Source organism: Chachezhania antarctica (assembly GCF_003646465.1).
Classification (GTDB): domain Bacteria; phylum Pseudomonadota; class Alphaproteobacteria; order Rhodobacterales; family Rhodobacteraceae; genus Chachezhania; species Chachezhania antarctica.
The window spans coordinates 200,595-225,431 of the sequence record NZ_QZEX01000007.1; the positions used below are offsets into that span (position 1 = coordinate 200,595).

Consider the following 24,837-nt stretch of genomic DNA (forward strand, 5'->3'; position numbering starts at 1 on the left):
ATCGCGGGCTGCATTGGCCGAAACAACAAGTCCCCCGGCAGCCAGGAGTTGAGTTCTGGCGTGCCGACAGAAGGGACGTTACGGCATCGCTTGACGGTGCCGGGTCGCTCGGGCAGTCGCTGTTTCCCGGTGATCTTTTGACCGAACTGCGCAAGGGCAACCGCGCGCAGGAGGAAGAATGCGGGGAGACGCCAACGGATTTCCAGCGGCGCCAAACCTTCGTGTGCCCGGCCTTGTCGCCGGACCGCGGTTTGCTGACTACATTGGGAACCAGGGATGACCCATCCGACTGCCGAAACCATTGCCATTCTGGGTGCGAACGGAGTATTCGCGCGCCACCTGATTCCGGTGCTTTGCGACGCGGGCATTCCCGTGCGCGCCGTCGTCCGCCGCCCCGATTCCGCCGGGGTCGCCCGCGCCGCCGGGTGCGAGATCCGGACCGCCGACATCTTCGACACCGACGCGCTGGCCTATGCGATCGACGGGTGCGAGACGGTGGTGAACCTGACCTCTGCTTTGCCCGGGCCATCGGGCCGCGGAAATCACGAAGCCAACGACATCCTTCGCGACAAGGGCTCGCTCTCCTTGATCGAGGCCTGCCGCCGTTCCGGCTCCACCCGCTTGCTGCAACAGAGCATGTCGATGGTGAACGCCACCGGCGATGACAGCTGGGGCGGGGAGGATCGCTACTACCAGGGCAACGAGAACACCGTGTCCACCCGCGCCTTCGCCGCCGCGCTGACGATGGAAGAACGCATTCGCACGTCCGGGCTGGAATGGGTCATCCTGCGGGGCGGCATGTTCTATGGCCCCGGCACCGGCTCTGACGACAACTGGTTCAAGCTGGCCGAAACCGGGCGGCTGAAGCTGCCCGGCGACGGATCGGGTTTCGTGTCGCTGTGCCATATCTCGGACATGGCGCGCGCGACCGCTTCGGCGCTGCAGCAATGGACGCCCGGCGGCACGATGATCGTCTGCGACGATGAACCCGTCACCTGGCGCGACCTGTTCCATTACGTGCTGGAATCTGTCGGCCGTGTCGGCCTGAAAGAAGGGGGGGAGGAAACCTATCCGTCCTTCCGCCTTGCCAACACCCGCGCCAAGCAGACGCTGGGCTGGAAGCCCTTCTTCCGCAGTTTCCGCGAAGGGTTGGCGCGCTAACCCGCTTCCCGCATCGCCGCCTGCGCACAGAAGCACGAGGCCGCGACCGCCCGGTCCGCGCGGGCCAGTGCCAGATCCAGCCGCTGACCGACCTGCACGATTTCCATCGTCTCGCCCCGCGCCTTCAGGCAATCGTGAAGGCCACGCAGCGACCACACGTTGTCGGGATGCACCGTCGCGCGGGACAGTTGCCCGCCCAGCCCAAGATCCTCGCGGTAGACGGCCTCGGCCTCGGCCGTGTGGCCCTGTTCGAACAAGAGCGCCCCCAGCGCATGGCGGGCGGGCTGCATCCAGCCCCATGGTTCGTCATAGGGCAGCGCGTCGTCCAGCGCGACCGACCGGCGGAGCGCGGCGAAGGCGGCATCGTGATTGCCCTTCCGGTACTCGATTTCCCCCCGGGCCATTTCCTTGGCGATCTCCAGCAGGTCGACGACGCGATTGTTGTGCATCAGCCGGCTGTCCGGCACGCGGGCGCAGGCGGCCAGGAAGGTCTGCTCCTCGGCCTCCGCCTTTGCCACCTGTCCAAGCGCAGCGTAAGCCACGGTCCGGGCGTAGTGGATATAGGAGGTGCGGGTGCAGTAAAGCTCCTGATCGGTGGGCAGCTCCATCGCGATCGCCTCGTGCCAGCGGCCGAAGCGGACAAGCACGTGGGGCTCCATCGCAAGGTAGCTTTCGAAGTAGTCGGCCATGGGGGGCGAAACGGTGCGGATCATCTCTTCCGGCACGGTCGCGGCCATTTCGCGGATCGCTTCGATGGCGGGATCGTACTGGCCCAGGAACAGCGCGCCGTAGACGATGAAGTGATAGTCGTGCATCCGGTAGCCGGAGTAGATGTTGAACGCGCCTTCACGCTTGAAGTATTTCAGATCCGCCTCGGCCGCCTTCCGGTTCCAGTGCACGACGTTGTGGTAATGCCCGCACAGCACGTCGACATGCGTGCCCATATGGACAAGGTGCCCGGCATCCGGGACGGCCGTGCGCAGCGCGTCGGATGCCTTCAGCGCCTTTTCCGGGAAGGGCGACATCTCCATCAGGTGAACGTAGAGGTGAAGCAGACCGGGATGCGCCATCGCGTCGGGATCGGTGTCGAAGGCCTCTTCCAGCACGTTTTGGGCCTCCAGCGTCGCGGCCCCTTCGGCGGGGACGGCATTGGGCAGGTCCCACATCTGCCACGGCGTGAGGTTCAGGAGCGATTCCACGTAGATCATGCGCAAATCCCTGTTGGACGGATCCACCTTGAACGCCGCGCGCATGGCATTGGCGAAATCCAGGTCCCAGGCGTGCATGTCCTTGATGACCTCGCCCTGCGGGTAGCGGGCGGGCAGGGCGCGGATGAGCGCCTCCTCCACCGGGGAGACGGGGCGCTTTTCCAGCGCGGCAATGGCGGCTTCGGTCGCCGCGCGGGCCTCGGCCAGCGCATTTGCGCGGCCGCGCGCATCGAAGCGGTTCCACGGCATGTTGTAGTTGGGGCCGGCGGCGTAGGCCCAGCCCCAGTGCGCCATCGCGCAATCCGGATCGGCCGCCAGCGCGCGCTGGAAACAGGCCACCGCCTCGCCATGGTTATAGCCATAGGTCCACAGCAGGCCGCGGTTGAACCAGGTTTGCGCCTCGGGCGAGGATGTGGTGACGGGGCACGAATATGTCCCCAGATCGTAATCGTAATCCGACATGCATAGGCTCCCTGATATCGCAGGGAGCCTATGACAGAGCGCAGGGTTTCGGAAAGTCTATTCGCCGGGGGCCGCGGGCGGTGTGACGGGGACGCGGCCTTCCAGCCGTTCCATGTGGCGCATCAGCAGCACGCAGATGGTGCACATCACCGCGATGCCCAGGGCCGCCGGTGTCAGCCAGCCATTGAAGGTCAGCCCGAAGGGCACGGCCAGAAGCGAACCGCAGAAGGTGGCGATCGCGGCCACGACTGAGGCCGCCATCCCGGCGATATGGCCCACGGGTTCCAGCGCGATGGCGTTCAGGTTGCCCACGGTCAGGCCGATCATTGCAAACACGGTGCACATCCAGATGATGTAGATCGGGAAGGCGCCCGTCATCTCGGGGTTCCACGCGGCATAAACGGCCACGAAGGACGCAACCGCGATCTGCACCGACAGCGAGGTGACGACCAGCCGCCGCATGCCCAGCCGCATCACCAGCGACGCGTTCAGGATGCTCGCCCCGCCCGACACGATGGCGACCATGAAGAACCAGTAGGGGAACGTCTCGCCCATGCCGAAGACATTGAAGAAGACGGGCTGCACCAGCAGAAGCATGGTGAACATGCTGGTCATGACCAGCGTCTGCGTGATGGTCGACAGACGCACGGTGGCATTGCCGACGATCTCCCGGAACGCGGCTGCCAGCTCGCGCCGGCGCAGGGGGCGACGGCGTTCGGGGGGCAAGGTTTCGGGCAGGCGGATGGACACCCAGACAAGCTGGATCAGCGCGAAGACGACAAAGCCCGCGAAGATCCCGCGCCAGCCCGCGAAGGACATGATCAGCGTGCCGATCAGCGGCGCCACGGCGGGGAAGAGCACGAACAGCATCATCACCAGCGAAATCAGCTTGGCCATGGCGCGGCCTTCGTAAAGGTCGCGCAGAACGGCCGTGCCCACGACGCGCGGGGCCGCGGCGCCCGCGCCTTGCAGGAAGCGCGCGATCAGCAGGGTTTCCAGCGATTGCGCCTGCCATGACAGGACGGCGCCCAGAACGTAGACGCCCACACCGCACAGGATCACCGACCGGCGGCCGAACGCATCGGAAATCGGGCCCACGATAAAGGTGCCCAGCCCCAGCCCAAGGATGAAGACCGTCAGGATCAGCTGCGAAAGATTGGCCCGGTCGGGGCTGAGTTCGGCACTGATCTGCGGCAGGGCGGGGAGCATCGCGTCCATCGAAAACGCGATCGAGGCGAACATCAGCGCCAGAAGGGCGACGAGTTCGGGACGGGAAATCCGATCGTTCATTTGTGAAGCCTTTCGATACCACCCGGCGCTAGCATGCCATCCCGCGTCAGACCAGACGCAGAAATGCCAACAAGCTTGCGCATTTCTGCACAGCGGCAAAACTATTGGTTGAACTGTCCGGCGGTTTGCGCGGGGTCGCGCCCGCGCAAGACGGGGCCGTCCGGCCCTCAGGCCACGGGGATCTGGGCCTTGATCTCACCGATCACCTGCAACCACAGATCGGGCGGCTGGGCGCCGGGAACGGCGTGCTTGCCTGCCACGATGAAGGTGGGCACCGAGGTCACCCCCATCTTGCGGCTGTGGGCATCGCGGTGGCGAATTTCGTCCCGGTCGGCGTCGGAGGCAAGCAGCCGAGAGACCATGCTGGCATCCATACCGATCCCGTCGGCGATGTCGGCCAGCACCTCGGCCTCGCCGATGTCGCGGCCCTGCTGGAAATACGCCTTGAACAGCGCGTCGACCGCTTCGGTCTGGACATGTTCGATCCCGGCCCAGTGGATCAGCCGGTGCGCGTCCAGCGTGTTGGGCGTGCGCTCCATCGCTTCGAAATCGATCTCGATGCCCGCAGCGCTCGCCTGTTCGACGATGGGCATGTAGGCATCTACCGCCGCCTTCTGGCCGCCGAACTTGGTTTCCAGGTACTCGCGCCGGTCCATGCCGCCTGCGGGCATGTCGGGGTTCAGCTGGAACGGATGCCATTCGATGGCGAAGGGATGGTCCTGAAGCTGCGCCAGCGCGCGGTCAAGATAGGTCTTGCCGATGAAGCACCACGGGCAGATCGGATCCGACAGGATATCCAGGCGCACGGGCAGTTCGATGGCCGCGCTGTCGGCCTGTTCATTCGAGTCTTCCATTGTGTCGGTTGTGTCGCTCATGATCCCTCCGTTCCCCGATGCTGGTGACTGCAGCGCCGAGGCTGCGAGATCCGTATCAAATATGTTCAGCCGGTTTCAGTCCCTGGCGGTTCCCGGTCCCGGGAACAGGCCACGCAGCGCGCGGCGCGAGAGTTTGCCATTGGCCCCCGATGGCAGCTCCGACAGATGTACAAACGCCCGGGGCATCTTGTACCGCGCGAGCCTTCCCGAAGCGTAATCGCTCAACGCGTTTTCGTCCAGAGGGTCGGGGCCGGTGTAGAAGGCGACGATGATCCGTGTGTCAGCCTTGATCTCGACATCCGTGACGCCCACGGCCTCGATCCCGGGATGGGCGGCCAGCGCGGCCTCGACCTCCAGCGGTGACACGCGAAAGCCGCCGGCATTCATCATGTCATCGTCCCGGCCGAGATAGGAGATTTCGCCGTCCTCGCCCATCGCCCCCAGATCGCCGGTCAGGAACCAGTCGCCACGGAACCGGGCGGCGGTATTTTCGGGATCGTTCAGGTAGCCCAGCATCAGGCCGGGATCGGACCGGTGCACGGCGATGAGACCGGCGCTGCCATGGGGGAGCGGGTCGGTCACGGTGCTGTCGCCGCCGGGGAGGATCGCGACCTTGCGGCCCGCCTGCGGCCGTCCCAGCGTGTCCGGGTTCACCGGGTGCGCGGGGCTGGACGAGATGAAGGTCGAACATTCCGACATGCCGTAAGCTTCGTAAAGCTCGGTGCCGGTGGCTGCTTTCCATGCCTCCAGCAGCGGACGGGAGAGTTTCTCGCCCGCGGTCAGCCCGTGGCGAAGGCTGGGCAGAGCAAGCCGGTCCTGTCCCTGCAGGATCTTGCGATAGACACCGGGGGCGGCGGCCACCAGCGTGGCGTCGTGGTCCGAGAGCAAACCCGGCAGGGCCGAGAGGTCGGTACCGGGCGCCGGGATCAGCGCGGTGGCGCCGGCGGTCCAGGGATCCATCAGCCCGGTGCCCAGCGTGAAGGTCCAGTTGAAGGCGCCCGCATGCAGAAGACGGTCCCGCGCCGTCAGCCCGTACCAGCCATCGAACATCATCTGCCGCGCCCAGATCGCGCGGTGCGCATGGGCCACGGCGCGGGGTTTGCCCGAGGTCCCGGAGGTATAGACGATATAGCCCAGACGATCGGGATCGCCCATGTGCCAGTCGCAGCGTGCGGCGTGCCGCATGGCCTGCAGGCGGTCGAGCGGGATCGTGTGATGGTACGGCGCGGTCGCGACGTCGGGATCGTGCAGGACGGCGCCGGGGGAAAGCTCGGCCAGGATCTTGGCGACTTCGGGTTCGGTGAGTTGCGGGGACGTTGGCACCGGGACCAGCCCGGCGGCCAGCGCGCCAAGGTAGGCGACCGGGAAGTCGACGGTATTGCCAAGGCGCATCACGACGATATCGCCGGGGTTCAGACCCGCGTTCAACAGGCCGGTGCCGGTGCCGCGCACCATCGCCTGAAGCGTGGCAAAGCTGCAATCGCCAGGGCCGTCGGGGCCCAGGATCGACAGGGCGGTCTTGTCGGGTGCGGCGTCGGCCCGGCCAAGGACATGGGCGGCCATGTTGAACGGGGTCGGGCATGGCGCGGGCGCGCCGGCGTTGAAAAGCGATACCATGCGGGATGGGCTAGCCTCTGGCTGCACATGGTGCAAGCCGGAGGTGCTCTCAAGGGGGCTCGGGCTCACCACAAAGATGACACCGCCATCTTCACGGAGCCGCCATCGCGTGTGCTGCCTCATCCATCGCGCCCCACCCGTCAAGGGCAAGCCGCGCATCCGCGCGGGGCTGCGCCCCCTTGACGGGCAGGGCGCGATGGCTCCGGGACGGCAGCGCGACAGCGGCTCCGCGAAGATGGCTGGGGCAGATGAAGCGGACGGATCCCTGGGGGAACACGGTCCTACCGTCCAACGGTTTTCAGACCGCGTCTTCCGTTGCCGGGCGCACGAAGCTGATCTTGTCGAGATGGTGCTGGAGCTGGACGCGATCGAGCTGATCGAGGGGCAGGGCCGCGAGTTCACGGACACGGTCGCGCAGCAGCATGTAGGCGTCTTCGAACGCTATGCTGTCGGCTTCCTTGGGGTCCTTCGTGCTCCAATGCGTGCAGAGCGGCCGGCCCGACCATGCCACGCCGCCATTGTTGGCGGCCTGGTCGCAGACGGTGATGATGATGTCCATGCTGGTTCCGTCGGGCCCGGCAAAGTGCTGTGCGTCGGTGCAGGACAGGCCGTCCGTGTCATGGCCCCGGCCGGCGAGAAGCTTCAGCGCCTCGGCATGGGGGCTGGGGGCGGGCCGGGTGCCGGCGGAGAACACGTTGAACCGGTCGCCGGCTTCGGCACGCAGCAGCGCTTCGGCCATGATCGAGCGGGCGGCGTTCGCGGTGCAGACAAAGAGCACGTTCAAACGTCCGTCGGCGCGCCCTTGCAACGGGATAGCGGGATCTTCGGCGACGCCGCAGATATCGGGGCGGTTCTGGCAGCATCCCGTCACCAGATCATCGAAGAGACCGCGCAACGCGGGCAGGGCCGCCCGGTACTGGAGCGAGGTGCCATGCCGGTACTGTTCGATCAGGCCCGCCTGCCGGAGTGCGGACAGGTAGGTCGAGGTGGTGCTCGCCGGAAAGTTCAGGATGCTGGCCACCTGACCGGCGGGCAGCGCGTCGGGGAAGCGTCGCATCAGCAGGCAGAAGATATCCAGCCGGTTGGGATGCGACAGGGCCGCGAACTTGGTGTGCAGAGTCGTTGCCATGGATCCGAGATACCGAAATTGTTAAACAGATCAACTTTTACGGAACCGAAAGGTTCCCGAATATCGGGACAAAGCCTGGCAACCGGAACACCCTGCTTGGCTCTTCGGGACGCGTACAAAAACAAACTAACAGGTTCAGTTATTGTTCCACCACCAGAAATCGGGCATGAAATAGGGTCCGTCGCCATATATTGGAATATTATTGCTATATTCCATCTGCTTGACATGTGCGATGCGGCCGACTTCGTAGTTCCAGATCGGGATGATGTAACGCCCGGTTGTCAGGACGCGGTCCAGCGCACGCACAGAGGTCTCAAACGACTCGGGCGTCTTCACCGACAGGATCCGGTCGATCATCGCATCGACGGCGGGCGATTCGATCCCGGGCAGGTTGCGCGTGCCGGGGCTGTCGGCCACGTCGCTGCCCCAATAGAAGCGCTGTTCGTTCCCCGGAGACAGCGACAGCGCCCGGCGGAATGGGATCATGTCGAAGTCGAGCGAGGCTTCGCGTTCGGTGTATTGCGCGTCGTCCACCTGGTCGATCCGCACGGTGATGCCCAGCTTTTCCAGCGCCTGGGTATAGATGTCGAGCACGCGCGCCATCGTCTGGTCGGCCTGCCGCAAGAGCACCGTGAAGGTGAAGGGCTGTCCATTGGCATCGACAAGGCGGCCGTTTTCGACTGTCCAGCCGGCCTGGGCCAGAAGGCGGGTGGCGCGGCGCAGGTTGCCGCGGTTGCGCGCGGTGCCGTCGCCCACGGGCAGGTCGTAGGCGTCGAGCGCATCGGGCAGGAGCGTGTCGGCGAAGGGTTCGAGCAGCGCGCGGACCTCGTCATCCGCCGGCCCGTGCCGCATCGCCAGCTCGGAGCCCGAGAAATAGGACGTGATCCGCCACTGCGCGCCGCCGGTCATCGTGTCGTTGATGAATTCGAAATTGAACGCCAGCAGCATCGCTTCGCGCACGCGCCAGTCGTCGAAGGGCGGGCGGCGGGTGTTCATGGCGAAACCCGTCATGCCCGATGGCTTGCGGTGCGGGATTTCGGATTTGACGATGTCGCCGTTCTGGATCGCGGGGAAGGTGTACTGCGTCTCCCATTTCTCGGCGTTGAACTCGCGCACGGCGGAAATCTCGCCGGCCTTGAACGCCTCGAACAACACGGCGTCGTCGCCGAAGAACTCGATCCGCAATTCGTCGAAATTGGCCGCGCCGCGCACCAGCGGCAGATCCGCGGCCCAGTAATCGGGGTTGCGGCGGAAGGTGACCGACCGGCCGATGTCGTAATCGCTGACGACATAGGGGCCTGTGCCGATGGGAATGTTCTCGATCAGGCCTTCGGAGAAGCTTTTCCCCTCCCACTGCGCCTTTTGCAGGATCGGGCGCAGGCCCGCGATCATGGCCAGTTCGCGGTTGTCCTCGTTGAAGGTGATGCGCAGCGACCGGGGGCCGGTAGGCTCGATACTCTCGATCTTGGAGGCGAAGGCAAGGTAACGGGGGTGGCCTTCGGAGCCCAGTGTCTCGAACGACCAGATCACATCTTCGACAGTGACGGGGCTGCCGTCGGAAAACCGGGCCTCGGGGCGCAGGGTGAATTCGACCCAAGCGCGGTCTTCCGGGGTTTCGATGCTTTCCGCGATCAGGCCGTAGAGCGAGAACGGTTCATCCCACGACCGGCCCATCAGGCTTTCGTAGCCCCAGAACGACATCTGCCACGGCACGCGGCCCTTGGCGATGAACGGGTTCAGGCTGTCGAAGCTGCCGGCATTGCCGAATACGACGCTGCCGCCCTTGGGCGCATCCGGGTTGGCATAGGGCAGGTGGCTAAACCCTTCCGGCAGCGCCGGTTCTCCGTACAGGGCGATGCCGTGGACCGATTCTCCATGGGCGGGAATCGCGGCGAAAAACACCGCGACAGGACAGATCGCGAGCGCCAGAAGGCCCCGCACTTTTTGTAAAATTTCTGGGGGCACTTGCGCAATGATTCCGTATCGGCCTTGTTTTGTTGACCGCAACGCTATCCGTGATCCGTAGCGATTTCAAACTTTTGGCGAAGTTTTGGGTTGGATGAAGGCCGCAGAACGCTTATAAAGATGTCACTGCTCGATAGGTTTCTTGCCTGTATGAAACCTGCCTCAATAACTTAACGCCCGCTTCGTGCGGGCGTTTTTTTTGTGCCATGCGCAGCCGGGATGTACGAGCGGCATTTGCGCGGCTCGGCGGGTCTCCGCCGTGCCGCCTTGGGGCCGGTCCACGTGGCTGATCCAAAAGAAAGCTTGCTGCATCGCGGCAAATAATCCGATACCTTTGACACCAGCGGTGCGGCCATCGTGGCGTACCGCGTGGACCATCACGTCAAGTGCGGAGGGAGCACCATGTCGCTTTCAGGAAAGACTGCCATCATTACGGGTTCGAATTCGGGTATCGGGTTGGGCATCGCACGCGAGATGGCCAAGGTCGGCGCGGATGTCGTGCTGAACTCGTTCTCCGACCGGGACGAAGATCATGCGCTGGCCGAGGAGATCGGCAAGGAATTCGGCGTCACGGCCCGCTACATCAAGGCCGACATGTCGAAGGGCGACGAGTGCCGCGCGCTGGTCGAACAGGCGGGCAAGTGCGATATCCTGATCAACAACGCAGGCATCCAGCATGTGGCGCCCATCGACCAGTTCCCGGTGGCAAGCTGGGACGCGATCATCGCGATCAACCTGTCGTCGGCGTTTCACACCACCGCCGCGGCGCTGCCGATGATGCGGGCCGCCGGCTGGGGCCGGGTGATCAACATCGCGTCGGCCCACGGGCTGACGGCATCGCCGTTCAAATCGGCCTATGTCTCCGCCAAGCACGGCATCGTGGGCATGACCAAGGTCGTGGCACTGGAAACCGCGCAGGAGCCGATCACGGCCAACGCGATCTGCCCGGGCTACGTGCTGACCCCGCTGGTCGAGGCGCAGATCCCAGACACGATGAAGGAATACGACATGAGCCGCGAGGACGTGATCAAGAACGTCCTTCTGGAACGCCAGCCGTCGAAGGAATTCGCCACCGTCGAACAGCTGGGCGGCGTGGCCGAGTTCCTGTGTTCGGCCGCGGCCGACCAGATCACCGGCACGACGATCAGCGTCGATGGCGGCTGGACCGCGCTCTGACGCGATGACCGGACCGGCACGCCCGGTCCGGGACGCACGGCGCCTATTTCCCGGCCGCAGGCGATGCGGGCGGGACCAGATGTTTGTAACGAGAAAGCAGGACGCCCATGGCTGACACGATCAAGATCAACCTCGCTCTGCAGGGGGGCGGCGCTCACGGGGCCTTCACCTGGGGCGTTCTGGACCGTATCCTCGAGGACGAGGATATCGAGATATCGGCCCTGTCCGGCACCTCGGCCGGGGCGCTGAACGCGTCGGCCTTCAAGGCCGGGATGGTGCAGGGCGGGCGCGAGGGTGCGAAGGAAAAGCTCAACTGGGTCTGGGACCAGGTCGGCGCCGTGAAGGACGGCCGGATGCAGGCGTGGATGGAAGGGGTGGACCTGTCGAAGATGGCGCAGGCCATCGAGTATTCGCCTATGTTCGCGGCCGCGGATTTCTGGAGCCGGGCGGTTTCGCCCTACAGCTATGGGCCGTTCTACAGCAATCCGCTGGAACCGATCCTGGCGACCTTCGATTTCGATGCCATCTGCGCGGACAAGGGCCCGGCACTCTTCATCTGTGCGACACGGGTGCGCAACGGCAAGATCCGGGTGTTTTCCGGCGACGAGATCCACCCCGAGGCGATCATGGCCTCGGCCTGCCTGCCGACGGTGTTCCAGGCGGTGAAGATCCACGACAGCCAGACCGGCCGCGAAGAGGCGTTCTGGGACGGCGGCTATACCGGCAATCCGGCGCTCTACCCGATGTTCGAGGACCGGTATCCGCCCGACATCGTGATCGTGAACATCAACCCGCTGGAACGCGAGGATCTGCCCGTGACCGCGCACCAGATCCAGAACCGCATCAACGAGATCAGCTTCAATTCGTCCCTCCTGCGCGAGATGCGCGCGATCAACTTCGTGCAGCGCCTGATCGAGGACGGGACGATCCATACCGGCCGCATGTCGCAGGTGTACGTGCACATGGTGGCCGATGACGAGCTGATGAACACGCTGTCGGTCGCCACGAAGATGATGCCGAACCCGATCGTGCTGAGCCGGCTGAAGGACGCGGGCCGGACGGCGGCCGAGAAGTTCCTGACCATGCACAAGAAGGACCTTGGGAAGCGCAGCACGGTGGATCTGCGGGCGATGTTCTCGTGACCGTCGGCGGGGCCGGATCCTGTCCAGCGCCCCGCTCGCCCACCCGCGCCGGACAGGATCCGGCGTCGTGACTGGCGGGCGTCCGGCGGGACCGCGGGGGCCTGCGTGTCAGTCGCCGGCGGCCATGGTCGCCACGCCTTCGGACGGCTTGGACTCCGGATCCTCCTGCGCCTTCCAGCGCATGAGGCGTTTGCGGGCCTGCGGGAGTTCGGCATCGTCATCGGTTTCGGGCGGGTAGACGAGACCCGCGGAAATCACCAGCTTGGCCGCGTCCTCGATCGACATGTCGAGTTCGATCACGTCTTCGGCCGGAAAGTATAGCAGGAAGCCGGATGTCGGGTTCGGCGTGGTGGGCACGAAGACGCTGAGCAGCTTGCCCCCGGTATGCGCACGGGCATGGATTTCGCCCTTGGCTTCGGTCGAGATGAAGCCGATGGCCCAGATCCCCCGGCGAGGGTATTCGACCATCACCGCCTTTTCGAAACTGCGTTCGGTCTGCGCGAAAACGGTTTCCGAGATCTGCTTGATCCCCGAATAGACCGACCGGATGACGGGCATGCGGTTGACGATGCTTTCGGCAAACCGGATCAGCGAGCGGCCGATCAGCCCCTTGGCGATCCAGCCCACGATGATCGTGAAGATCAGGAAGATGATCACGCCCACGCCGCGCAGGTTGATGCCGATGTATTCCTCGGGACTGAACCGTGACGGGACCAGCGGCAGCACGACGCCATCGACCCAGCCCGCCAGCGTCCACAACAGCCAGATCGTGGCCCCCACGGGCGCGATCACGACGATGCCCGTCAGGAACGACGACCGGAGCGCGGCCAGAAGGCCGGGGCGTGGTTTGTCTTTGTCGAAAGGCGTGGTCATGGGACGGTCCGGTGATTTCACGTTAAACTATGTCGTCCCGGGGCGCGCCACAATGCGGCGTTCACGGCAATTGTGACGATATGGGTCAGGTCTCGGGCAGGGCGCTCAATTCCCGGGCGATCCGTGCCGCAAGACGGGCATTGTTCCGGACGAGTGCGATATTTGCGGTCAGGGACCTGCCCTCTGTCGTGTCGAAGATCCGCGACAGCAGGAACGGTGTCAGGGCTTTGCCGCGAATACCTTGCGTGTCCGCCGCGGACTGGGCAGCGGCGATGATCGGTTCAAGCTCGGGCAGGGGGATCTCATCTTCCTCGGGGATCGGGTTGGCCACCAGCTGCCCGCCGGGCAGGCCCAGTGCGCCGCGCATGGCGTGGGCGCGGGCGATGTCGGCCGCCGTATCGAGCCGCAGGGGCGCGGCAAGGCTGGACGCGCGCGACCAGAAGGCGGGGAAATCGTCCTGCCCGTAGGCGATGACCGGCACGCCCAGCGTTTCCAGCACTTCGAGCGTCTTGGGCAGGTCGAGGATCGCCTTCGCGCCGGCGGCGACCACCGTGACAGGTGTCTGGGCCAGTTCGTGCAGGTCGGCCGAGATGTCGAAGCTCGTCTCGGCTCCCTTGTGCACGCCGCCGATCCCGCCCGTGGCAAAGACGCCGATGCCGGCCAGGTGCGCCGCGATCATCGTGGCGGCCACTGTGGTGGCGCCCGTGCCGCCCATGGCAAGGCATACTGCCAGATCGGCGCGCGACAGCTTCGCCACGCCCTTGGCCGCGCCCAGTTTGTCGAGCGTCTCGGGCTCCAGCCCCACGCACAGCTGGCCGTCGAGCACGGCGATGGTCGCGGGGCAGGCGCCGGCCTTGCGGATGTCATCCTCGACCAGCCGCGCGGTGTCGACATTCTGGGGATAGGGCATGCCATGCGTGATGATCGTGCTTTCAAGGGCGACGATGGCGGTCCCGGCTTCGCGGGCGGCGGCGACTTCGGCAGAATAATGGTGCGTAAAGGTCAAGAATTGTCTCCGGCGACATGGGCGGCGGCGTGGCCAAGGGCGGTGTTCAGGGCGTCGGTCTGGTCTGCGCCATCCAGCCGGGCGGCGATATGGGCGGCAAGGAACGTGTCCCCGGCCCCCGTGACGGCACGCGCGCGGACCTTGGGCGGAGACTGGGTCCGGAGGCCCTCCGGTCCCGCCACCGCCACTGGCCCGGCACCATCGGTGACGACCACGAGAGCGCTGCCCTTGTTCCACAATCGGCGGGCGGCGTCGACCGTCGAAACCGCCGGATCGCGCAGCAGGGCCGCCGCTTCGGCGCGGTTGAGGTAGAAAACGGTGTTGGACCGGCCAAGCCAGGGCCGGAACCGTTCGGCCTTGGCGGGCGAGGCGGGGGCGAAACAGATCTCGGCCTCCGCCAGCGCTGGGGACGAGAGGAGATCGGCCAGCACCGGTTCGGACAGGTTCGCGTCGATGACGACGGGGCCGGTCCAGGGCGTTTCGAAGGCGCCCAGCGCGTCGCGCAGGGCGCTTCCGCCCGCATCCAGTGTCGCGGTGTCGGCGATGGCGGCGACCAGCCCCTCGGGCCCTTCGATGGCAAGGTAGCTGTCGGTCGGTTGGTCGGGCAGGTGGATCAGGCCATCCGTGCCCAGCCCGCCCGCCGCGCAGGCCGCGTGAAGCTCCCGCCCAGGGGCATCGTCCCCCAGAACGGCCAGCAGGTGTGCCTTCACGCCGCGGTCCGTCAGGGCGCGGGCGACGTTGTAGGCGACGCCGCCCGGTCGGCGCACGATCCGGCCGGGCAGGTCTGCGCCGGGGCCGGGCGTTTCCCGTGCAGTGGCAATGCAATCCCAGTGAACGGCGCCGATACAGAGCACGGCAGCCCGGGGTCCGGTTCCCGTCATGACCGTCGCTGCGCGCGGTCGCAGGCGAGCGTGTCGCGCTTGACACGCTGACCGTGTGGGCGGATCGGTAGGAACGGCCGCGCATCCGTCCGGGATCTGCTGCGGGCAGGGGATATCGCAAGGGGAATACGGGCCATGTCGGACGCTCCGGAAAAATCGCGCCTCAGACTGGGCGTCGTGCGGCTCGTGTCAAGCCTGTGGCTTGTGCTGGCGGCCGGGATCGCCGCGGCCCATGACATCACACCGATGCTGGGGGATTTCTCGGACAGCGGCGGCCAACTGGTGCTGGACCTCCAGCTGAATGCCGAGGTCTACCTGGCCGGTATCGACCCGGACCAGTACGACACCACGACCGACTCCGACTATTCCGATCCCTACGACGGCTACCGTCGCATGTCCCCGGCCGCGCTGGAGCCGATGCTGGCGGCCTTCGCCGAAGGCTGGGTACCGAAGATCGGGATCACGGCTGACGGCACGCCCGTGACATTGACGGTGACGGGGGTCGAGGTTCCGCCCACTGGCAACATTGCCATGCCGCGGACGTCGACTCTTTATCTGACGGGGGCCTTGCCGCCCGGGGCAGAGGCGATGGTGATGACTTGGCCCGAAGGCGCCGGGGCCGTTGTATTGCGCCAGCAGAACGCGCCCGATCCGTGGACGGGCTACCTGGAATCCGGGCAGACGAGCGAGGAGATCCCGCTGACGGGCAACGCTGCGCCGGGACCGTTCAAGGTGCTCCTGACCTATATCCGCGTGGGCTTCGATCACATCGTACCCTTCGGGCCGGATCATATCCTGTTCGTGCTGGGGCTCTTCTTTTTCGGGACGACCTTCCGGCCGCTTCTATGGCAGGTGACGGCCTTCACGCTGGCGCATTCGGTGACGCTGGCCATGGGGGTTCTGGGCCGGGTCGAGATCCCGGGCGCCTTCGTCGAGCCGCTGATCGCGCTGTCGATCTGCTATGTCGCGGTGGAAAACCTGTGGCCCAATGACCGGCTGAGCCGGTTCCGCCCGGTGGTGATCTTCGGCTTTGGTCTGCTGCACGGGCTGGGCTTTGCCAGCGTGCTGGAGAGTTTCGGGTTGCCGCAGAACGCCTATGTCCCGGCGCTGGCGGGATTCAACCTGGGCGTGGAGTTCGGCCAGCTTGCGGTGATTTCCGCGGCCTACCTGGCTGTCGGCTACTGGTTCTGGGACAAACCCTGGTACCGCGCGCGGATCGCGATCCCGGCCTCTGTCGTGATCGCGGCCGTCGGGGCGTACTGGTTCATTGAACGGACGCTGCTCTAGCGGATATTCGGTGGGTCCGTGGACCCCGGATCACGCCCGACCCGCCCCGTCGTGCCGGAGGCCGACTTCGGAATGACGCGGGCGCGAATTGATGACGCGTTCGAGCGGCTCCGAAGTCGTTCACATACTTCAAGGTAGTCCAGGTATCGCCGCCGCCCTCGGGCCGGGCGTGAACCTCTCGTTTTCTCTCGGGTTCCGCTTGTCAGAGCCTCAGCGGAAGATCGCGGCCAGTTCCGCCAGCGCCGCGGCGGGATCCTCGGTGCTCCAGATCTCCTCGCCGATGCCGAAGAAATCGACGCGGGGTGCCAGCGCTTCGGCGACGGCTGCGGTCACGCCGCCTTCGGCCACGACCGGGATCTCGATCACTTCGGACCACCACTGGAACAGCTCGTGGTCAACCTCGGACCCGTCGCCCAGCCCGTTCGCGGTAAGCGGACCGAAGCTGATGTAATCGGCCCCGGCCTCGCCCGCCGACATGCCATCATGGCGGGAGGTGCCGCAGAAGCTGCCGACGATCGTGTCCTCGGGCAGCGCCTTGCGTGCGGCGCGGACGGACTTGGCCGCGTCGCTCAGGTGCACGCCGTCCAGCCCCAGCCGTTCGGCCAGCGCCACGTGGTCCGACACGACCAGCGCGATATCGCGGGCATGCGCCACTTCGCGCAGGGCATCGGCTGCGCGCGCGATCTGGTCGGCGTCGCTTGTGGCCATGGTCAGGCGCAGGCACGCGACCTCGACCCGGTCCAGCACGCGGGCCATCAGGTCGGGAAACGCGTCCAGATCGAAGGACGGCGGCGTGATCAGGTAGATCTGCGGGTGTTCGGGCGCGTCCATGGTCCACCTCCGGGTCTTTGGTTGAAGGCGCTCTACCCGATTGCGGCGGGGTTGAAAATGGGGTGCGGCTTGCTCTTGGCCCCGGGGGGCGCTAGGTCGGCGCGACTTTACGAGAGGTTTCCATGCCCACCGACCGCCCGCAGCCCGTTTTCGTCCTTGTCCGCCCGCAGATGGGCGAGAATATCGGCGCCGCCGCGCGGGCGATGTGGAATTTCGGGATCGACAGGATGCGCATCGTGGCCCCGCGCGACGGCTGGCCCAACCCCAAGGCGGTGGCGATGGCCTCGGGCGCGGGGCGGCTGCTGGACGAGGCGCGGGTGTTCGAGACGACGGCCGAGGCGGTGGAGGATTGCACCTATGTCTATGCCACCACCGGACGGCACAGGGGCCTTACAAAGCCCGTCGCCTCGCCCGAACAGGCGATGGGGGACACGGCGGAACGGATCGGCAGCGGCGGGCGCGTCGCGGTGCTGTTCGGGCCGGAACGCGCCGGGCTGGAGAATGACGACATCGCGCGGGCCAACGCGATCCTGTCGGTGCCCGTAAACCCGGATTTCCCGTCCCTGAACCTGGCCCAGTGCGCGCTGCTTACGGCCTATGAATGGCGCCGCGCGACGGAGACCATCACGGCGCACACGGTCGAGATGGCGGGCAGCGACTGGGCGACGGGGCAGGAGATGGAGAAGCTGGCCGAGCATTACGAGGACCGGCTGGACACCGCCGGGTTCTTCTTCCCGCCGACCAAGGCCGACACCATGAAGCTGAACCTGCGGAACCTGTGGTCGCGGATGCCGCTGACGCGGGCCGATGTGCAGATGCTGCACGGCGTCATGCGCCAGATGGTGCGCTGGAAGGAACGCGGGGAATAGAGCCCCGAGACACGGCACGGCATGCCCGACCTCGGGAGGGCATGTGCGCGGATTGGCAAGAGCTGGCGGTCCGTGCATTCCCCAAGGATTGCGCACATCCTGGCGGTGCAAATGCCCTCCCGTTGGGGAGGCCGGGCATGGCGTGTCGTGCCGACACGCCGGTTGCAGGTGTCAAACGGGGTACTCGAAATGAAAAGCGCCCCGCCATGTATGTAGGGTGCGTGGTCACCACGCACCGGCCCGGGTCAAGGTGCGTGGAGACCACGCACCCTACGCCTTCACTTGCCCGACCAGATCCTCTTCCAGTCGTTCTTCATGTCGACCACGATCCAGCCCTCGTCCGGCGCCGCGTCCAGCGCCTTGTCGAGCTTGCCGACATGGCTGTCGCGATCATAGGCCCATTCGCGGTCGGCGTCGGTGTGGTGCACGATCATTCCCAGCCGCTGGCCGTCGCCCGCGGTCGTCCATTGCAGCATCTCGAAATCGCCGTCGGAATTGCCCACTGCCAGGATCGGCCGCTGACCGATCCGCGCCTGGATGCCCAGGGGCTTGCCGGTCTTGTCGTCGTTGAAGAACAGCCCCGGCGTCTTGTCGATCTGCGGCGTGCCGTCCTTCACGCTGTATTCGTAATTGCCCATGGACCCCACGACCTGCGACGCCGGGATATTGTAGGCGTCGTCCGAGAACGAGCGGATGAAATCCATCCCGCCGCCCGACACGATATAGGTCCTGAATCCTTCGTCGCGCAGATAGGTCAGCAGCTCCAGCATCGGCTGGTAGGTCATGCTGGTGATCGGCATGTGTTTCTGCGGATGCTCGGCCGTGGCCAGCCATGTCTTCGCATCCGCGTCGAAGTCGTCCACGGACATGCCCGAATGCGTGACGCCAATGATCTCCAGCAGCCCCTTTTCGCCACTGGCGGCCACCGTCTTCATGTCGCCATCGGCGGCGGCCTTCAGCACGTCGGAACTCAGGACCGACGGATCGGCCTTGGCCATTTCCTTCAGCCGGTCGATGGCGAAGAGGAACTGGAAGTAGACCGGTTTCTCGGCCCAGAGCGTGCCGTCATTGTCGAAGGTCGCGATTCGGGAGGCTTCGGGCACGAAGCTGTCCGATGTCGGATCGGTCACGTTCTCGACAAAGGTCACGATGGCGGTCTTGGAGGCGCCGTCTTCCCATGATGGCAGCGGATCGGCGAGGGCCATGCCGGCAACAACGGCGAAGGCGGTGGCAAGGGGTAAAAGGGTTCTCATCAAGGGCCTCCCATGGTGCAAAAGATGCGAGACGTCGCAACTTGCGCCCAGTCTTACCAGAAATGCGGCACGCCGTTAACGCTACAATCGCGGCGTGCGCGCGTCAGCCGGGTTCGCCGTAGCCGGTCATCTCCAGGTAACCCCGGCCGGCCAGTTCCCCCGTGGCCGTGTCCGTCAGGGTCACCGGTCCTTCCCAGTAGGGGAACGCGGTGCCCATCCACGCGCCGGGATTCAGGGCGTCGACGGTGACGTCCGTTCCGCGGGCGGGCAGGGTCACGCGCCAACGGGTTGGGACGGTCTGGCCCGCGACCTGGGTCGTGGCCAGCGGTTCGAACGTGACCGCGCCGTCCGGGTAGGGCGTGGCGCGGCCCTCGGCATCGATCCAGGTGGCGGCGGTATAGGGCGCGGTTTCGCTGCGCATGCGGGCGGCCATCATCTGCGTGCCGTCCAGGAAGTTCAGCGCGAACCAGTCCCAGCCGCGCTGGCCGTCGGCCATCGGCGCGGACGACCATTCGCGGTCAAGCCAGCCGCGGCCCGTCACGGCCACGGGATCTTCGCCGGGGAAGGTGACAGTGCCCTCTGCCGCGTAGGCGGGTTGCGAATAATAGTGGCTGGCGCGGCCGTCCGGGGCCTTCTGCGAAAAGCCCTGCTGCCCCTGCAGAACCAGGGGGCCATCGGCGGTCAGCGCGATGTCATAGGCAAATTCCGCGCCGCGGGCCGTGACCGTCAACGTGTCGAGCCCCGTGCCCGGCGCACCGGTCATCGACCAGTCGTCGATCCATGCGTCGAACGGATCGGCGGTGACGCCCGCCTGTCCGATACCGCCGCGGGCGAAGCGTTCGGCGTAGACGTGCGTGTCGGCCGAGGTCAGCGCCGCGTGCGCCATCCAGACCTGCGGGCTGTCCCAGCCTTCGGTCACGTCCGGGCGCAGGGCGGACCGGAAGAGCGTCCATTGCAGCCCGCATTCCCGGCCCTTCGCATCGGTGAGCGTGGCGGTCAGGTACCACCATTCGGTGCGAAAGGCGGGGTGGGGGCCGTGGTCTGCGGGAAAGGTCAGCCGGTAGGCCGGATCGGGCAGGGCGAAACCGTCGGCAGGGCTGGCAAGCCCGGCAAAGCCCTGCGCCCGCACCGGGCCGGCGGCACTTGCGGCGAGGCCCAGAAGCAGGGTGCGGCGGCCGATGCCAATGGGGTTGCTAAAACGGCGCATGACCGGGATGTGGCCCGGCCTGCGCCGCAAGGCAAGCCCCCGTGACGGGGGAGCCGGATCAGCTCGTCTCGAGCGTGTCGTTCGAGCAGACAAGCCGGAGATGCCCGCCAGGCCCCTTGAACGGCTCCTGCGTCTCGGCCATCCCGGCGACCGGGACGGGCCAGCGCTTTGCCGGTCGCTTGAAAAGAGGCCGCTTCGCGGCGGTCGGTTCCGGCGCGGGCACCGGTGTGGGCTCCGGCGTAAGGTCGGGCTCGGGCGCCGTGGCCACGGGCTCGTCCTGTTCAGCGATCTCGGGCTCGGCGTTCCCTTCGGCGCGGGGCTGGCCTGCAACCGAGCGTATCGACACCGTGTCGATGTCGAGGCACAGCGGCGATACCGGCTTCCTGTCGAAGACGATCACGCCCATGCAGCGCGCGATCTCGCCCGTGTCCGACCGGAGCGGCAGCAGGATCGCGTGGGCCTCGACCGTGCCGGAGAAGGAGGCCGCCAGCTTGCCGCGCAGCGTGGCGGCCGGGCGGCAGGTCAGGTGCAGTTCGACCACGGCGGGGGCGGAGAAGACCTCTTCCAGCACGGCGGACACCTGGCGGCGCGCGGCGCTGGAAAAGAGCGCCGTCAGCGGCATGCCGCGAAGCTCCGTCCCGGCATATTCGGTGGTGCGGGATCCGGCGATGCGGAACCGTGCCTCGCCCCGGGCGATGCGTTCCAGGATGAACGTGTCGGGCAGCAGGTTCGACAGCCCCCGCGGCGACACCTCCGCGCGGCGCGGCACGTCGCCGTCTTCGCGCAGGGCGGTCCAGTAGGCTTCTACCTGGCGCAGGGGGGTCAGGTTACGTCGCTTTCCCGCACGGAACAGCGGCACGACCTTTCCGGCCATCGCATCGGCATGGGTATCGCGTTCGGTCGGGTGCTTGGACATTTCAGCCTCTCAGGGTCAGTCTTGTGGCTACGAACAACTGGTAAACGGTACGACTGCGTCCTGCAGTGGTCATGCAAACCAGGCCATCGTCGTACACGTGTGGTGCCCGTGTGGTGGGTCGGATCGTGCCGGCCGGTTCGTCTGAGCCCGAATTCTTCGGTAGAAGCGCCACTCCTTTGGATCAGGTTCGGCTATACTAAATTGCCACGAATTTGATCGATTTTGGAGAGAATACATAAGGTTTGGTTAACGTTGCGTTTACCAAAACGAGATGATTTGAGGTTAAGCGCGCGGTCGCCGCGGCCCTTGCCCTTGGCCGGGCTATGCCATTAGGTGCCACCAGTCCGCAGGTTTTTCCGGGGATATGCCGCCCCCCCCGGCCTGCACCTGCCAACGCCCAGCCTCACCGGGGACGCCATGCTCAGATCGATGACCGGATTTGCCGCCTCCAAGGGCGAGCTGGGGCGATATTCCTGGGCGTGGGAGCTGCGCAGCGTCAACGGCAAGGGGCTGGACATGCGGCTGCGCGTGCCGGACTGGCTGGAGGGGCTTGAACCGGCACTGCGGGCCGAACTGGGCAAGGCCGCGGCGCGGGGCAATGTCACGCTGAACCTGCGGGTGACGCGCAGCGACGGATCGAACCGTATGGTCGTGAACCCGGACGCGCTGGACACGGCCCTTGCCGCGATTGCCGATATCGAGACGCGCGCCGAAGCGCGGGGCGTCACGCTGGGGCCGACGCGGGCATCCGACCTTCTCAGCGTCTCGGGCGTGCTGGTCCACGAGAGCGATGCCGAGGATCATGCGCCGCTGATCCGACAGCTGAAATCGGAATTCGCCAACCTCCTGCAGGGCTTCGACGCCATGCGCGATGACGAGGGCCGCGCGCTGACGGCTGTGCTGGCAAGCCAGTTGGACCAGGTTGCGACGCTGACCGAGGAGGCCGCGGAAAGGGCCGAGGCCCGCAAGCAGGCGATGGCCGACGGCCTGCAAGCCAACCTTGCCCGCGTGCTGGGCAATGCCGACGGCGCAGATCCGGACCGGGTGGCACAGGAACTGGCGATACTCGTCGTGAAGGCCGACGTGACCGAGGAAATCGACCGCCTGCGCGCCCATGTCGATGCCGCGCGCGCGCTGATCGCAGGCGGCGGCCCCGCGGGCCGGAAGCTCGATTTCCTGATGCAGGAATTCAACCGCGAGGCCAACACGCTCTGTTCCAAGGCACAATCTACCGCATTGACCGAAGTGGGTCTGGAGTTGAAAGCGCTGATTGACCAGATGCGCGAACAGGTTCAGAACGTCGAATAATTTCGGGAAAGGGTATCACCATGGCAGACCGGCGGGGCCTATTGATCATCCTGTCTTCCCCTTCGGGTGCAGGCAAGTCGACCCTGGCAAAGCGGCTGCGGGACTGGGATCCGTCGATCAGCTTTTCCGTATCCGCAACCACGCGTCCACCGCGCCCGGGCGAGGTGGATGGCGAGGATTACTATTTCCTGTCCGAGGAATCCTTCAAGAAACAGGTGTCGAACGGCGAGATGCTGGAACACGCGCATGTCTTCGGAAACTTCTACGGCTCGCCCAAGGCGCCGGTGCAGGAGGCCATCAACAGCGGCTGCGATGTGCTGTTCGACGTCGACTGGCAGGGAGAGCTGCAGATCCGCAATTCCGATCTGGCGCCCCATGCGCTGTCGATCTTCCTGCTGCCACCGTCGATCAAGGAACTGCGCAACCGCCTGATCGCCCGCGGCAAGGACAGCGAGGACACGATCAAGGGCCGGATGGAGAAGAGCTGGGCCGAGATCAGCCACTGGGGCTACTATGATTTCGTTCTGGTGAACGACGATCTGGACACGACGGAACAGCGCCTGCGCACGGTGATCGAGGCGACGCGCCTGCGCCGCGCGCAGCAGCCGCGGCTTCTGTCCCATGTCCGCGCGCTGCAGGCGGAATTCGAGGAGATGTCATGACGATCTACGCGCTGGGGGACGTGACCCCGCAATTGCACGATGACAGCTGGGTGGCGCCCGACGCCAACGTGATCGGGAACGTGGTGCTGGAAGAAGGTGCCTCGGTCTGGTTCGGCTGCACGTTGCGGGGCGACAACGAGGAAATCCGAGTGGGCGCGGGATCGAACCTGCAGGAAGATGTCGTCTGCCATACCGATGCGGGCTATCCGATGTCGATCGGGCCGGGCTGCACCGTGGGGCACAAGGTGATGCTGCACGGCTGTACGCTGGAGGAAAACGTGCTGATCGGCATGGGCGCCACGATCCTGAACGGCGCCGTGATCGGGAAGAATTCCCTGATCGGGGCAGGGGCGCTGGTCACCGAAGGAAAGGTGATCCCCGAAGGATCTCTGGTCATGGGCGCGCCGGGCAAGGTCGTGCGGCAGATGGACGAGGCCGCCATAGACCGCCTGCGCTGGACCGCGAAGCACTACCAGGAAAACTACCGCCGCTTCAAAGCGCAGCTGGTCGAGGTCGGACGATGACGAACCCCAAGGGGACGCTCCTGCGGCCGATGCCGGCCCCCCAAACCGCCAGCTGGCCGGTCGTGACGCCGATCTATCCGTCGGTCGTCTATGCCTCGGAAACGCCGGACACTCTGGATGCCCAGTACGAAGGCCGGCTGTCGGGCTATACCTATTCGCGCGAAGGCCATCCGAACGCCGATGTCGTCTCCCGGCGGGTCGGCGCGTTGGAAGGGATCGAAGGCGGCACGCTCATGGGCTCGGGCATGGGGGCGGTTTCGGCCGTTCTGCTGGGCCTGTTCCCGACGGGCAGCCATATCATCGGCGGCAACCAGCTGTATGGCCGGTCCCTGCGGATGATGAACGAGGATCTGCCGCGGCTGGGCTTTGGCGTCAGCCTTGTGGATGCCTGCGACGCGGACGCCGTGAAGGCCGCGATCCGGCCCGAGACGAAGGCCGTGCTGATCGAGGTCGTCGCAAACCCGACGCTGCGCATCGCAGACGTGGACGGCATCGCCGCGGTCTGCCGCGAGGCGGGCGTGCTGCTGGTCGTCGACAACACCTTCACCACGCCGCGGGGGTTGAAGGCCTTCGATCACGGCGCGGATATCGTGATCCATTCGCTGACGAAGCTTCTGGGCGGGCATTCCGATGTCATGCTGGGCTGGGTCGGCGCCAAGGACCCGGATATCGCCGCGCGGCTGGATGTCTTCTCCGTCACAGCTGGTTTCGTGCCCAGCCCGTTCGATTGCTGGCTGGCCGAACGCGGGCTGCTGACCTTCCCGCTGCGCTACGATGCGGCGGAGGCCAATGCCGTGGCGCTGGCCGATCACCTGGCCGGTCTGCCCGGCGTGGCGCGCGTGATCTATCCCGGCCGGCCCGACCACCCCGATGCCAATCGCGCGGCGGGGTTGCTGGAGGGCAAGGGCGGCAACATGCTCAGCCTCGAACTCCATGGCGGACGGGCCGCGGCCAATGCCTTCACCACTGCCGCCGAAGGGCTGGCCTTTGCGCCGACGCTGGGCGACGTGGGCACCACGATCTCGCACCCCGCGTCCTCTTCGCACCGCGCGATGACGGCCGAGGCGCGCGAGGCGCTGGGGATCAGCGAAGGCTTCTTCCGCCTGTCGGTTGGGCTGGAAGAGCGCGACGCACTGACCGAGGTTCTGACGCGTGCCGTCAAGGCCGCGTCGGCCCCGTGACGACACGGGTGCCG

Annotated in this window: 22 protein-coding genes; 9 read left to right on the forward strand and 13 right to left on the reverse strand. The window is 66.1% G+C overall.

The window, feature by feature from the left end; translation table 11 throughout:
- Window positions 1-276: 276 nt before the first annotated feature.
- A complete protein-coding gene (locus D4754_RS15335; RefSeq protein WP_121065117.1) occupies window positions 277-1,161 on the forward strand; it encodes an NAD-dependent epimerase/dehydratase family protein in 885 nt (294 codons plus the stop codon).
- On the opposite strand, the gene D4754_RS15340 is transcribed toward D4754_RS15335, so the two are convergent.
- From D4754_RS15340 to D4754_RS15365, 6 genes are all read right to left on the reverse strand, one after another.
- Window positions 1,158-2,831: a tetratricopeptide repeat protein gene (locus D4754_RS15340; protein ID WP_121065119.1), complete on the reverse strand. Its 1,674-nt coding sequence runs from the start codon at window positions 2,829-2,831 to the stop codon at window positions 1,158-1,160. The genes D4754_RS15335 and D4754_RS15340 overlap by 4 nt on opposite strands.
- 57 nt (window positions 2,832-2,888) lie before the next feature.
- Entirely contained in the window at window positions 2,889-4,121 is a 1,233-nt protein-coding gene (locus tag D4754_RS15345) for a multidrug effflux MFS transporter (protein ID WP_121065121.1), read from the reverse strand.
- Window positions 4,122-4,288: 167 nt separating this feature from the next.
- Window positions 4,289-4,975, reverse strand: a complete 687-nt coding sequence (locus D4754_RS15350) for a DsbA family oxidoreductase (RefSeq protein WP_420837215.1) — start codon at window positions 4,973-4,975, stop codon at window positions 4,289-4,291.
- A 96-nt stretch (window positions 4,976-5,071) separates the two neighbouring features.
- Window positions 5,072-6,613 carry a class I adenylate-forming enzyme family protein gene (locus D4754_RS15355; RefSeq protein ID WP_121065123.1) on the reverse strand — a complete coding sequence of 514 codons (1,542 nt, stop codon included), beginning with the start codon at window positions 6,611-6,613 and terminating at the stop codon, window positions 5,072-5,074.
- A gap of 298 nt (window positions 6,614-6,911) precedes the next feature.
- Complete coding sequence (locus D4754_RS15360) at window positions 6,912-7,742, reverse strand: arsenate reductase/protein-tyrosine-phosphatase family protein (protein WP_121065125.1); 831 nt, start codon at window positions 7,740-7,742, stop codon at window positions 6,912-6,914.
- A gap of 135 nt (window positions 7,743-7,877) precedes the next feature.
- A complete protein-coding gene (locus tag D4754_RS15365; protein WP_420837213.1) occupies window positions 7,878-9,683 on the reverse strand; it encodes an extracellular solute-binding protein in 1,806 nt (601 codons plus the stop codon).
- Window positions 9,684-10,109: 426 nt separating this feature from the next.
- On the opposite strand from D4754_RS15365, the gene D4754_RS15370 reads away from it, so the two are divergent.
- Window positions 10,110-10,883 carry a 3-hydroxybutyrate dehydrogenase gene (locus tag D4754_RS15370; protein ID WP_121065127.1) on the forward strand — a complete coding sequence of 258 codons (774 nt, stop codon included), beginning with the start codon at window positions 10,110-10,112 and terminating at the stop codon, window positions 10,881-10,883.
- A gap of 107 nt (window positions 10,884-10,990) precedes the next feature.
- Complete coding sequence (locus D4754_RS15375) at window positions 10,991-12,025, forward strand: patatin-like phospholipase family protein (RefSeq protein WP_121065129.1); 1,035 nt, start codon at window positions 10,991-10,993, stop codon at window positions 12,023-12,025.
- Window positions 12,026-12,133: 108 nt separating this feature from the next.
- Here the strand turns inward: D4754_RS15375 and D4754_RS15380 are convergent, their stop codons facing one another.
- The 3 genes from D4754_RS15380 to D4754_RS15390 all read right to left on the reverse strand — a co-directional run bounded on the left by D4754_RS15380 (window position 12,134) and on the right by D4754_RS15390 (window position 14,785).
- Window positions 12,134-12,898 carry a DUF502 domain-containing protein gene (locus D4754_RS15380; protein WP_121065131.1) on the reverse strand — a complete coding sequence of 255 codons (765 nt, stop codon included), beginning with the start codon at window positions 12,896-12,898 and terminating at the stop codon, window positions 12,134-12,136.
- A gap of 85 nt (window positions 12,899-12,983) precedes the next feature.
- Window positions 12,984-13,904 (reverse strand): pseudouridine-5'-phosphate glycosidase, encoded by a 921-nt coding sequence (locus D4754_RS15385; protein WP_121065133.1) that lies wholly within the window; start codon window positions 13,902-13,904, stop codon window positions 12,984-12,986.
- Window positions 13,901-14,785 (reverse strand): PfkB family carbohydrate kinase, encoded by an 885-nt coding sequence (locus D4754_RS15390; protein ID WP_121065135.1) that lies wholly within the window; start codon window positions 14,783-14,785, stop codon window positions 13,901-13,903. Before D4754_RS15390 ends, D4754_RS15385 begins: the two co-directional genes overlap by 4 nt.
- Window positions 14,786-14,920: 135 nt before the next feature.
- Between D4754_RS15390 and D4754_RS15395 the strand changes: the two genes are divergently transcribed.
- Complete coding sequence (locus D4754_RS15395; RefSeq protein WP_121065137.1) at window positions 14,921-16,072, forward strand: HupE/UreJ family protein; 1,152 nt, start codon at window positions 14,921-14,923, stop codon at window positions 16,070-16,072.
- 210 nt (window positions 16,073-16,282) lie between these two features.
- On the opposite strand, the gene D4754_RS15400 is transcribed toward D4754_RS15395, so the two are convergent.
- Window positions 16,283-16,903, reverse strand: coding sequence for a thiamine phosphate synthase (locus D4754_RS15400; protein ID WP_121065139.1), 621 nt, complete (start codon window positions 16,901-16,903; stop codon window positions 16,283-16,285).
- 122 nt (window positions 16,904-17,025) lie between these two features.
- Between D4754_RS15400 and D4754_RS15405 the strand changes: the two genes are divergently transcribed.
- On the forward strand, window positions 17,026-17,772 hold the full coding sequence (locus D4754_RS15405) for an RNA methyltransferase (protein WP_121065141.1): 747 nt from the start codon (window positions 17,026-17,028) through the stop codon (window positions 17,770-17,772).
- Between the two features lie 278 nt (window positions 17,773-18,050).
- On the opposite strand, the gene D4754_RS15410 is transcribed toward D4754_RS15405, so the two are convergent.
- From D4754_RS15410 to D4754_RS15420, 3 genes are all read right to left on the reverse strand, one after another.
- The gene (locus tag D4754_RS15410; protein ID WP_121065143.1) at window positions 18,051-19,025 is read right to left on the reverse strand and encodes an HAD family hydrolase; all 975 of its coding nucleotides are present in this window, start codon (window positions 19,023-19,025) and stop codon (window positions 18,051-18,053) included.
- Between the two features lie 103 nt (window positions 19,026-19,128).
- The gene (locus D4754_RS15415; protein WP_121065145.1) at window positions 19,129-20,232 is read right to left on the reverse strand and encodes a lipocalin-like domain-containing protein; all 1,104 of its coding nucleotides are present in this window, start codon (window positions 20,230-20,232) and stop codon (window positions 19,129-19,131) included.
- 58 nt (window positions 20,233-20,290) lie between these two features.
- The gene (locus D4754_RS15420; RefSeq protein ID WP_121065147.1) at window positions 20,291-21,148 is read right to left on the reverse strand and encodes a PAS domain-containing protein; all 858 of its coding nucleotides are present in this window, start codon (window positions 21,146-21,148) and stop codon (window positions 20,291-20,293) included.
- 417 nt (window positions 21,149-21,565) lie between these two features.
- Here D4754_RS15420 and D4754_RS15425 point away from each other — a divergent pair, with 417 nt between their 5' ends.
- The 4 genes from D4754_RS15425 to D4754_RS15440 are packed head-to-tail and all read left to right on the forward strand — an operon-like array spanning window position 21,566 to window position 24,823.
- Window positions 21,566-22,456 (forward strand): YicC/YloC family endoribonuclease, encoded by an 891-nt coding sequence (locus D4754_RS15425; protein WP_121065149.1) that lies wholly within the window; start codon window positions 21,566-21,568, stop codon window positions 22,454-22,456.
- Between the two features lie 20 nt (window positions 22,457-22,476).
- Window positions 22,477-23,118 carry a guanylate kinase gene (gene gmk, locus D4754_RS15430; RefSeq protein ID WP_121065151.1) on the forward strand — a complete coding sequence of 214 codons (642 nt, stop codon included), beginning with the start codon at window positions 22,477-22,479 and terminating at the stop codon, window positions 23,116-23,118.
- Complete coding sequence (locus D4754_RS15435; RefSeq protein WP_121065154.1) at window positions 23,115-23,642, forward strand: gamma carbonic anhydrase family protein; 528 nt, start codon at window positions 23,115-23,117, stop codon at window positions 23,640-23,642. Before gmk ends, D4754_RS15435 begins: the two co-directional genes overlap by 4 nt.
- Window positions 23,639-24,823 (forward strand): trans-sulfuration enzyme family protein, encoded by a 1,185-nt coding sequence (locus D4754_RS15440; protein WP_121065156.1) that lies wholly within the window; start codon window positions 23,639-23,641, stop codon window positions 24,821-24,823. Before D4754_RS15435 ends, D4754_RS15440 begins: the two co-directional genes overlap by 4 nt.
- Window positions 24,824-24,837 lie beyond the last annotated feature (14 nt).

Coding starts and splice junctions, on each gene's coding strand:
- gmk (WP_121065151.1), top strand. CDS start 22,477: ATGGCAGACCGGCGGGGCCTATTGATCATCCTGTCTTCCCCTTCGGGT.
- D4754_RS15345 (WP_121065121.1), bottom strand. CDS start 4,121: ATGAACGATCGGATTTCCCGTCCCGAACTCGTCGCCCTTCTGGCGCTG.
- D4754_RS15440 (WP_121065156.1), top strand. CDS start 23,639: ATGACGAACCCCAAGGGGACGCTCCTGCGGCCGATGCCGGCCCCCCAA.
- D4754_RS15335 (WP_121065117.1), top strand. CDS start 277: ATGACCCATCCGACTGCCGAAACCATTGCCATTCTGGGTGCGAACGGA.
- D4754_RS15435 (WP_121065154.1), top strand. CDS start 23,115: ATGACGATCTACGCGCTGGGGGACGTGACCCCGCAATTGCACGATGAC.
- D4754_RS15380 (WP_121065131.1), bottom strand. CDS start 12,898: ATGACCACGCCTTTCGACAAAGACAAACCACGCCCCGGCCTTCTGGCC.
- D4754_RS15395 (WP_121065137.1), top strand. CDS start 14,921: ATGTCGGACGCTCCGGAAAAATCGCGCCTCAGACTGGGCGTCGTGCGG.
- D4754_RS15360 (WP_121065125.1), bottom strand. CDS start 7,742: ATGGCAACGACTCTGCACACCAAGTTCGCGGCCCTGTCGCATCCCAAC.
- D4754_RS15375 (WP_121065129.1), top strand. CDS start 10,991: ATGGCTGACACGATCAAGATCAACCTCGCTCTGCAGGGGGGCGGCGCT.
- D4754_RS15350 (WP_420837215.1), bottom strand. CDS start 4,975: ATGGAAGACTCGAATGAACAGGCCGACAGCGCGGCCATCGAACTGCCC.
- D4754_RS15340 (WP_121065119.1), bottom strand. CDS start 2,831: ATGTCGGATTACGATTACGATCTGGGGACATATTCGTGCCCCGTCACC.
- D4754_RS15355 (WP_121065123.1), bottom strand. CDS start 6,613: ATGGTATCGCTTTTCAACGCCGGCGCGCCCGCGCCATGCCCGACCCCG.
- D4754_RS15415 (WP_121065145.1), bottom strand. CDS start 20,232: ATGCGCCGTTTTAGCAACCCCATTGGCATCGGCCGCCGCACCCTGCTT.
- D4754_RS15405 (WP_121065141.1), top strand. CDS start 17,026: ATGCCCACCGACCGCCCGCAGCCCGTTTTCGTCCTTGTCCGCCCGCAG.
- D4754_RS15410 (WP_121065143.1), bottom strand. CDS start 19,025: ATGAGAACCCTTTTACCCCTTGCCACCGCCTTCGCCGTTGTTGCCGGC.
- D4754_RS15370 (WP_121065127.1), top strand. CDS start 10,110: ATGTCGCTTTCAGGAAAGACTGCCATCATTACGGGTTCGAATTCGGGT.
- D4754_RS15425 (WP_121065149.1), top strand. CDS start 21,566: ATGCTCAGATCGATGACCGGATTTGCCGCCTCCAAGGGCGAGCTGGGG.
- D4754_RS15400 (WP_121065139.1), bottom strand. CDS start 16,903: ATGGACGCGCCCGAACACCCGCAGATCTACCTGATCACGCCGCCGTCC.
- D4754_RS15390 (WP_121065135.1), bottom strand. CDS start 14,785: ATGACGGGAACCGGACCCCGGGCTGCCGTGCTCTGTATCGGCGCCGTT.
- D4754_RS15420 (WP_121065147.1), bottom strand. CDS start 21,148: ATGTCCAAGCACCCGACCGAACGCGATACCCATGCCGATGCGATGGCC.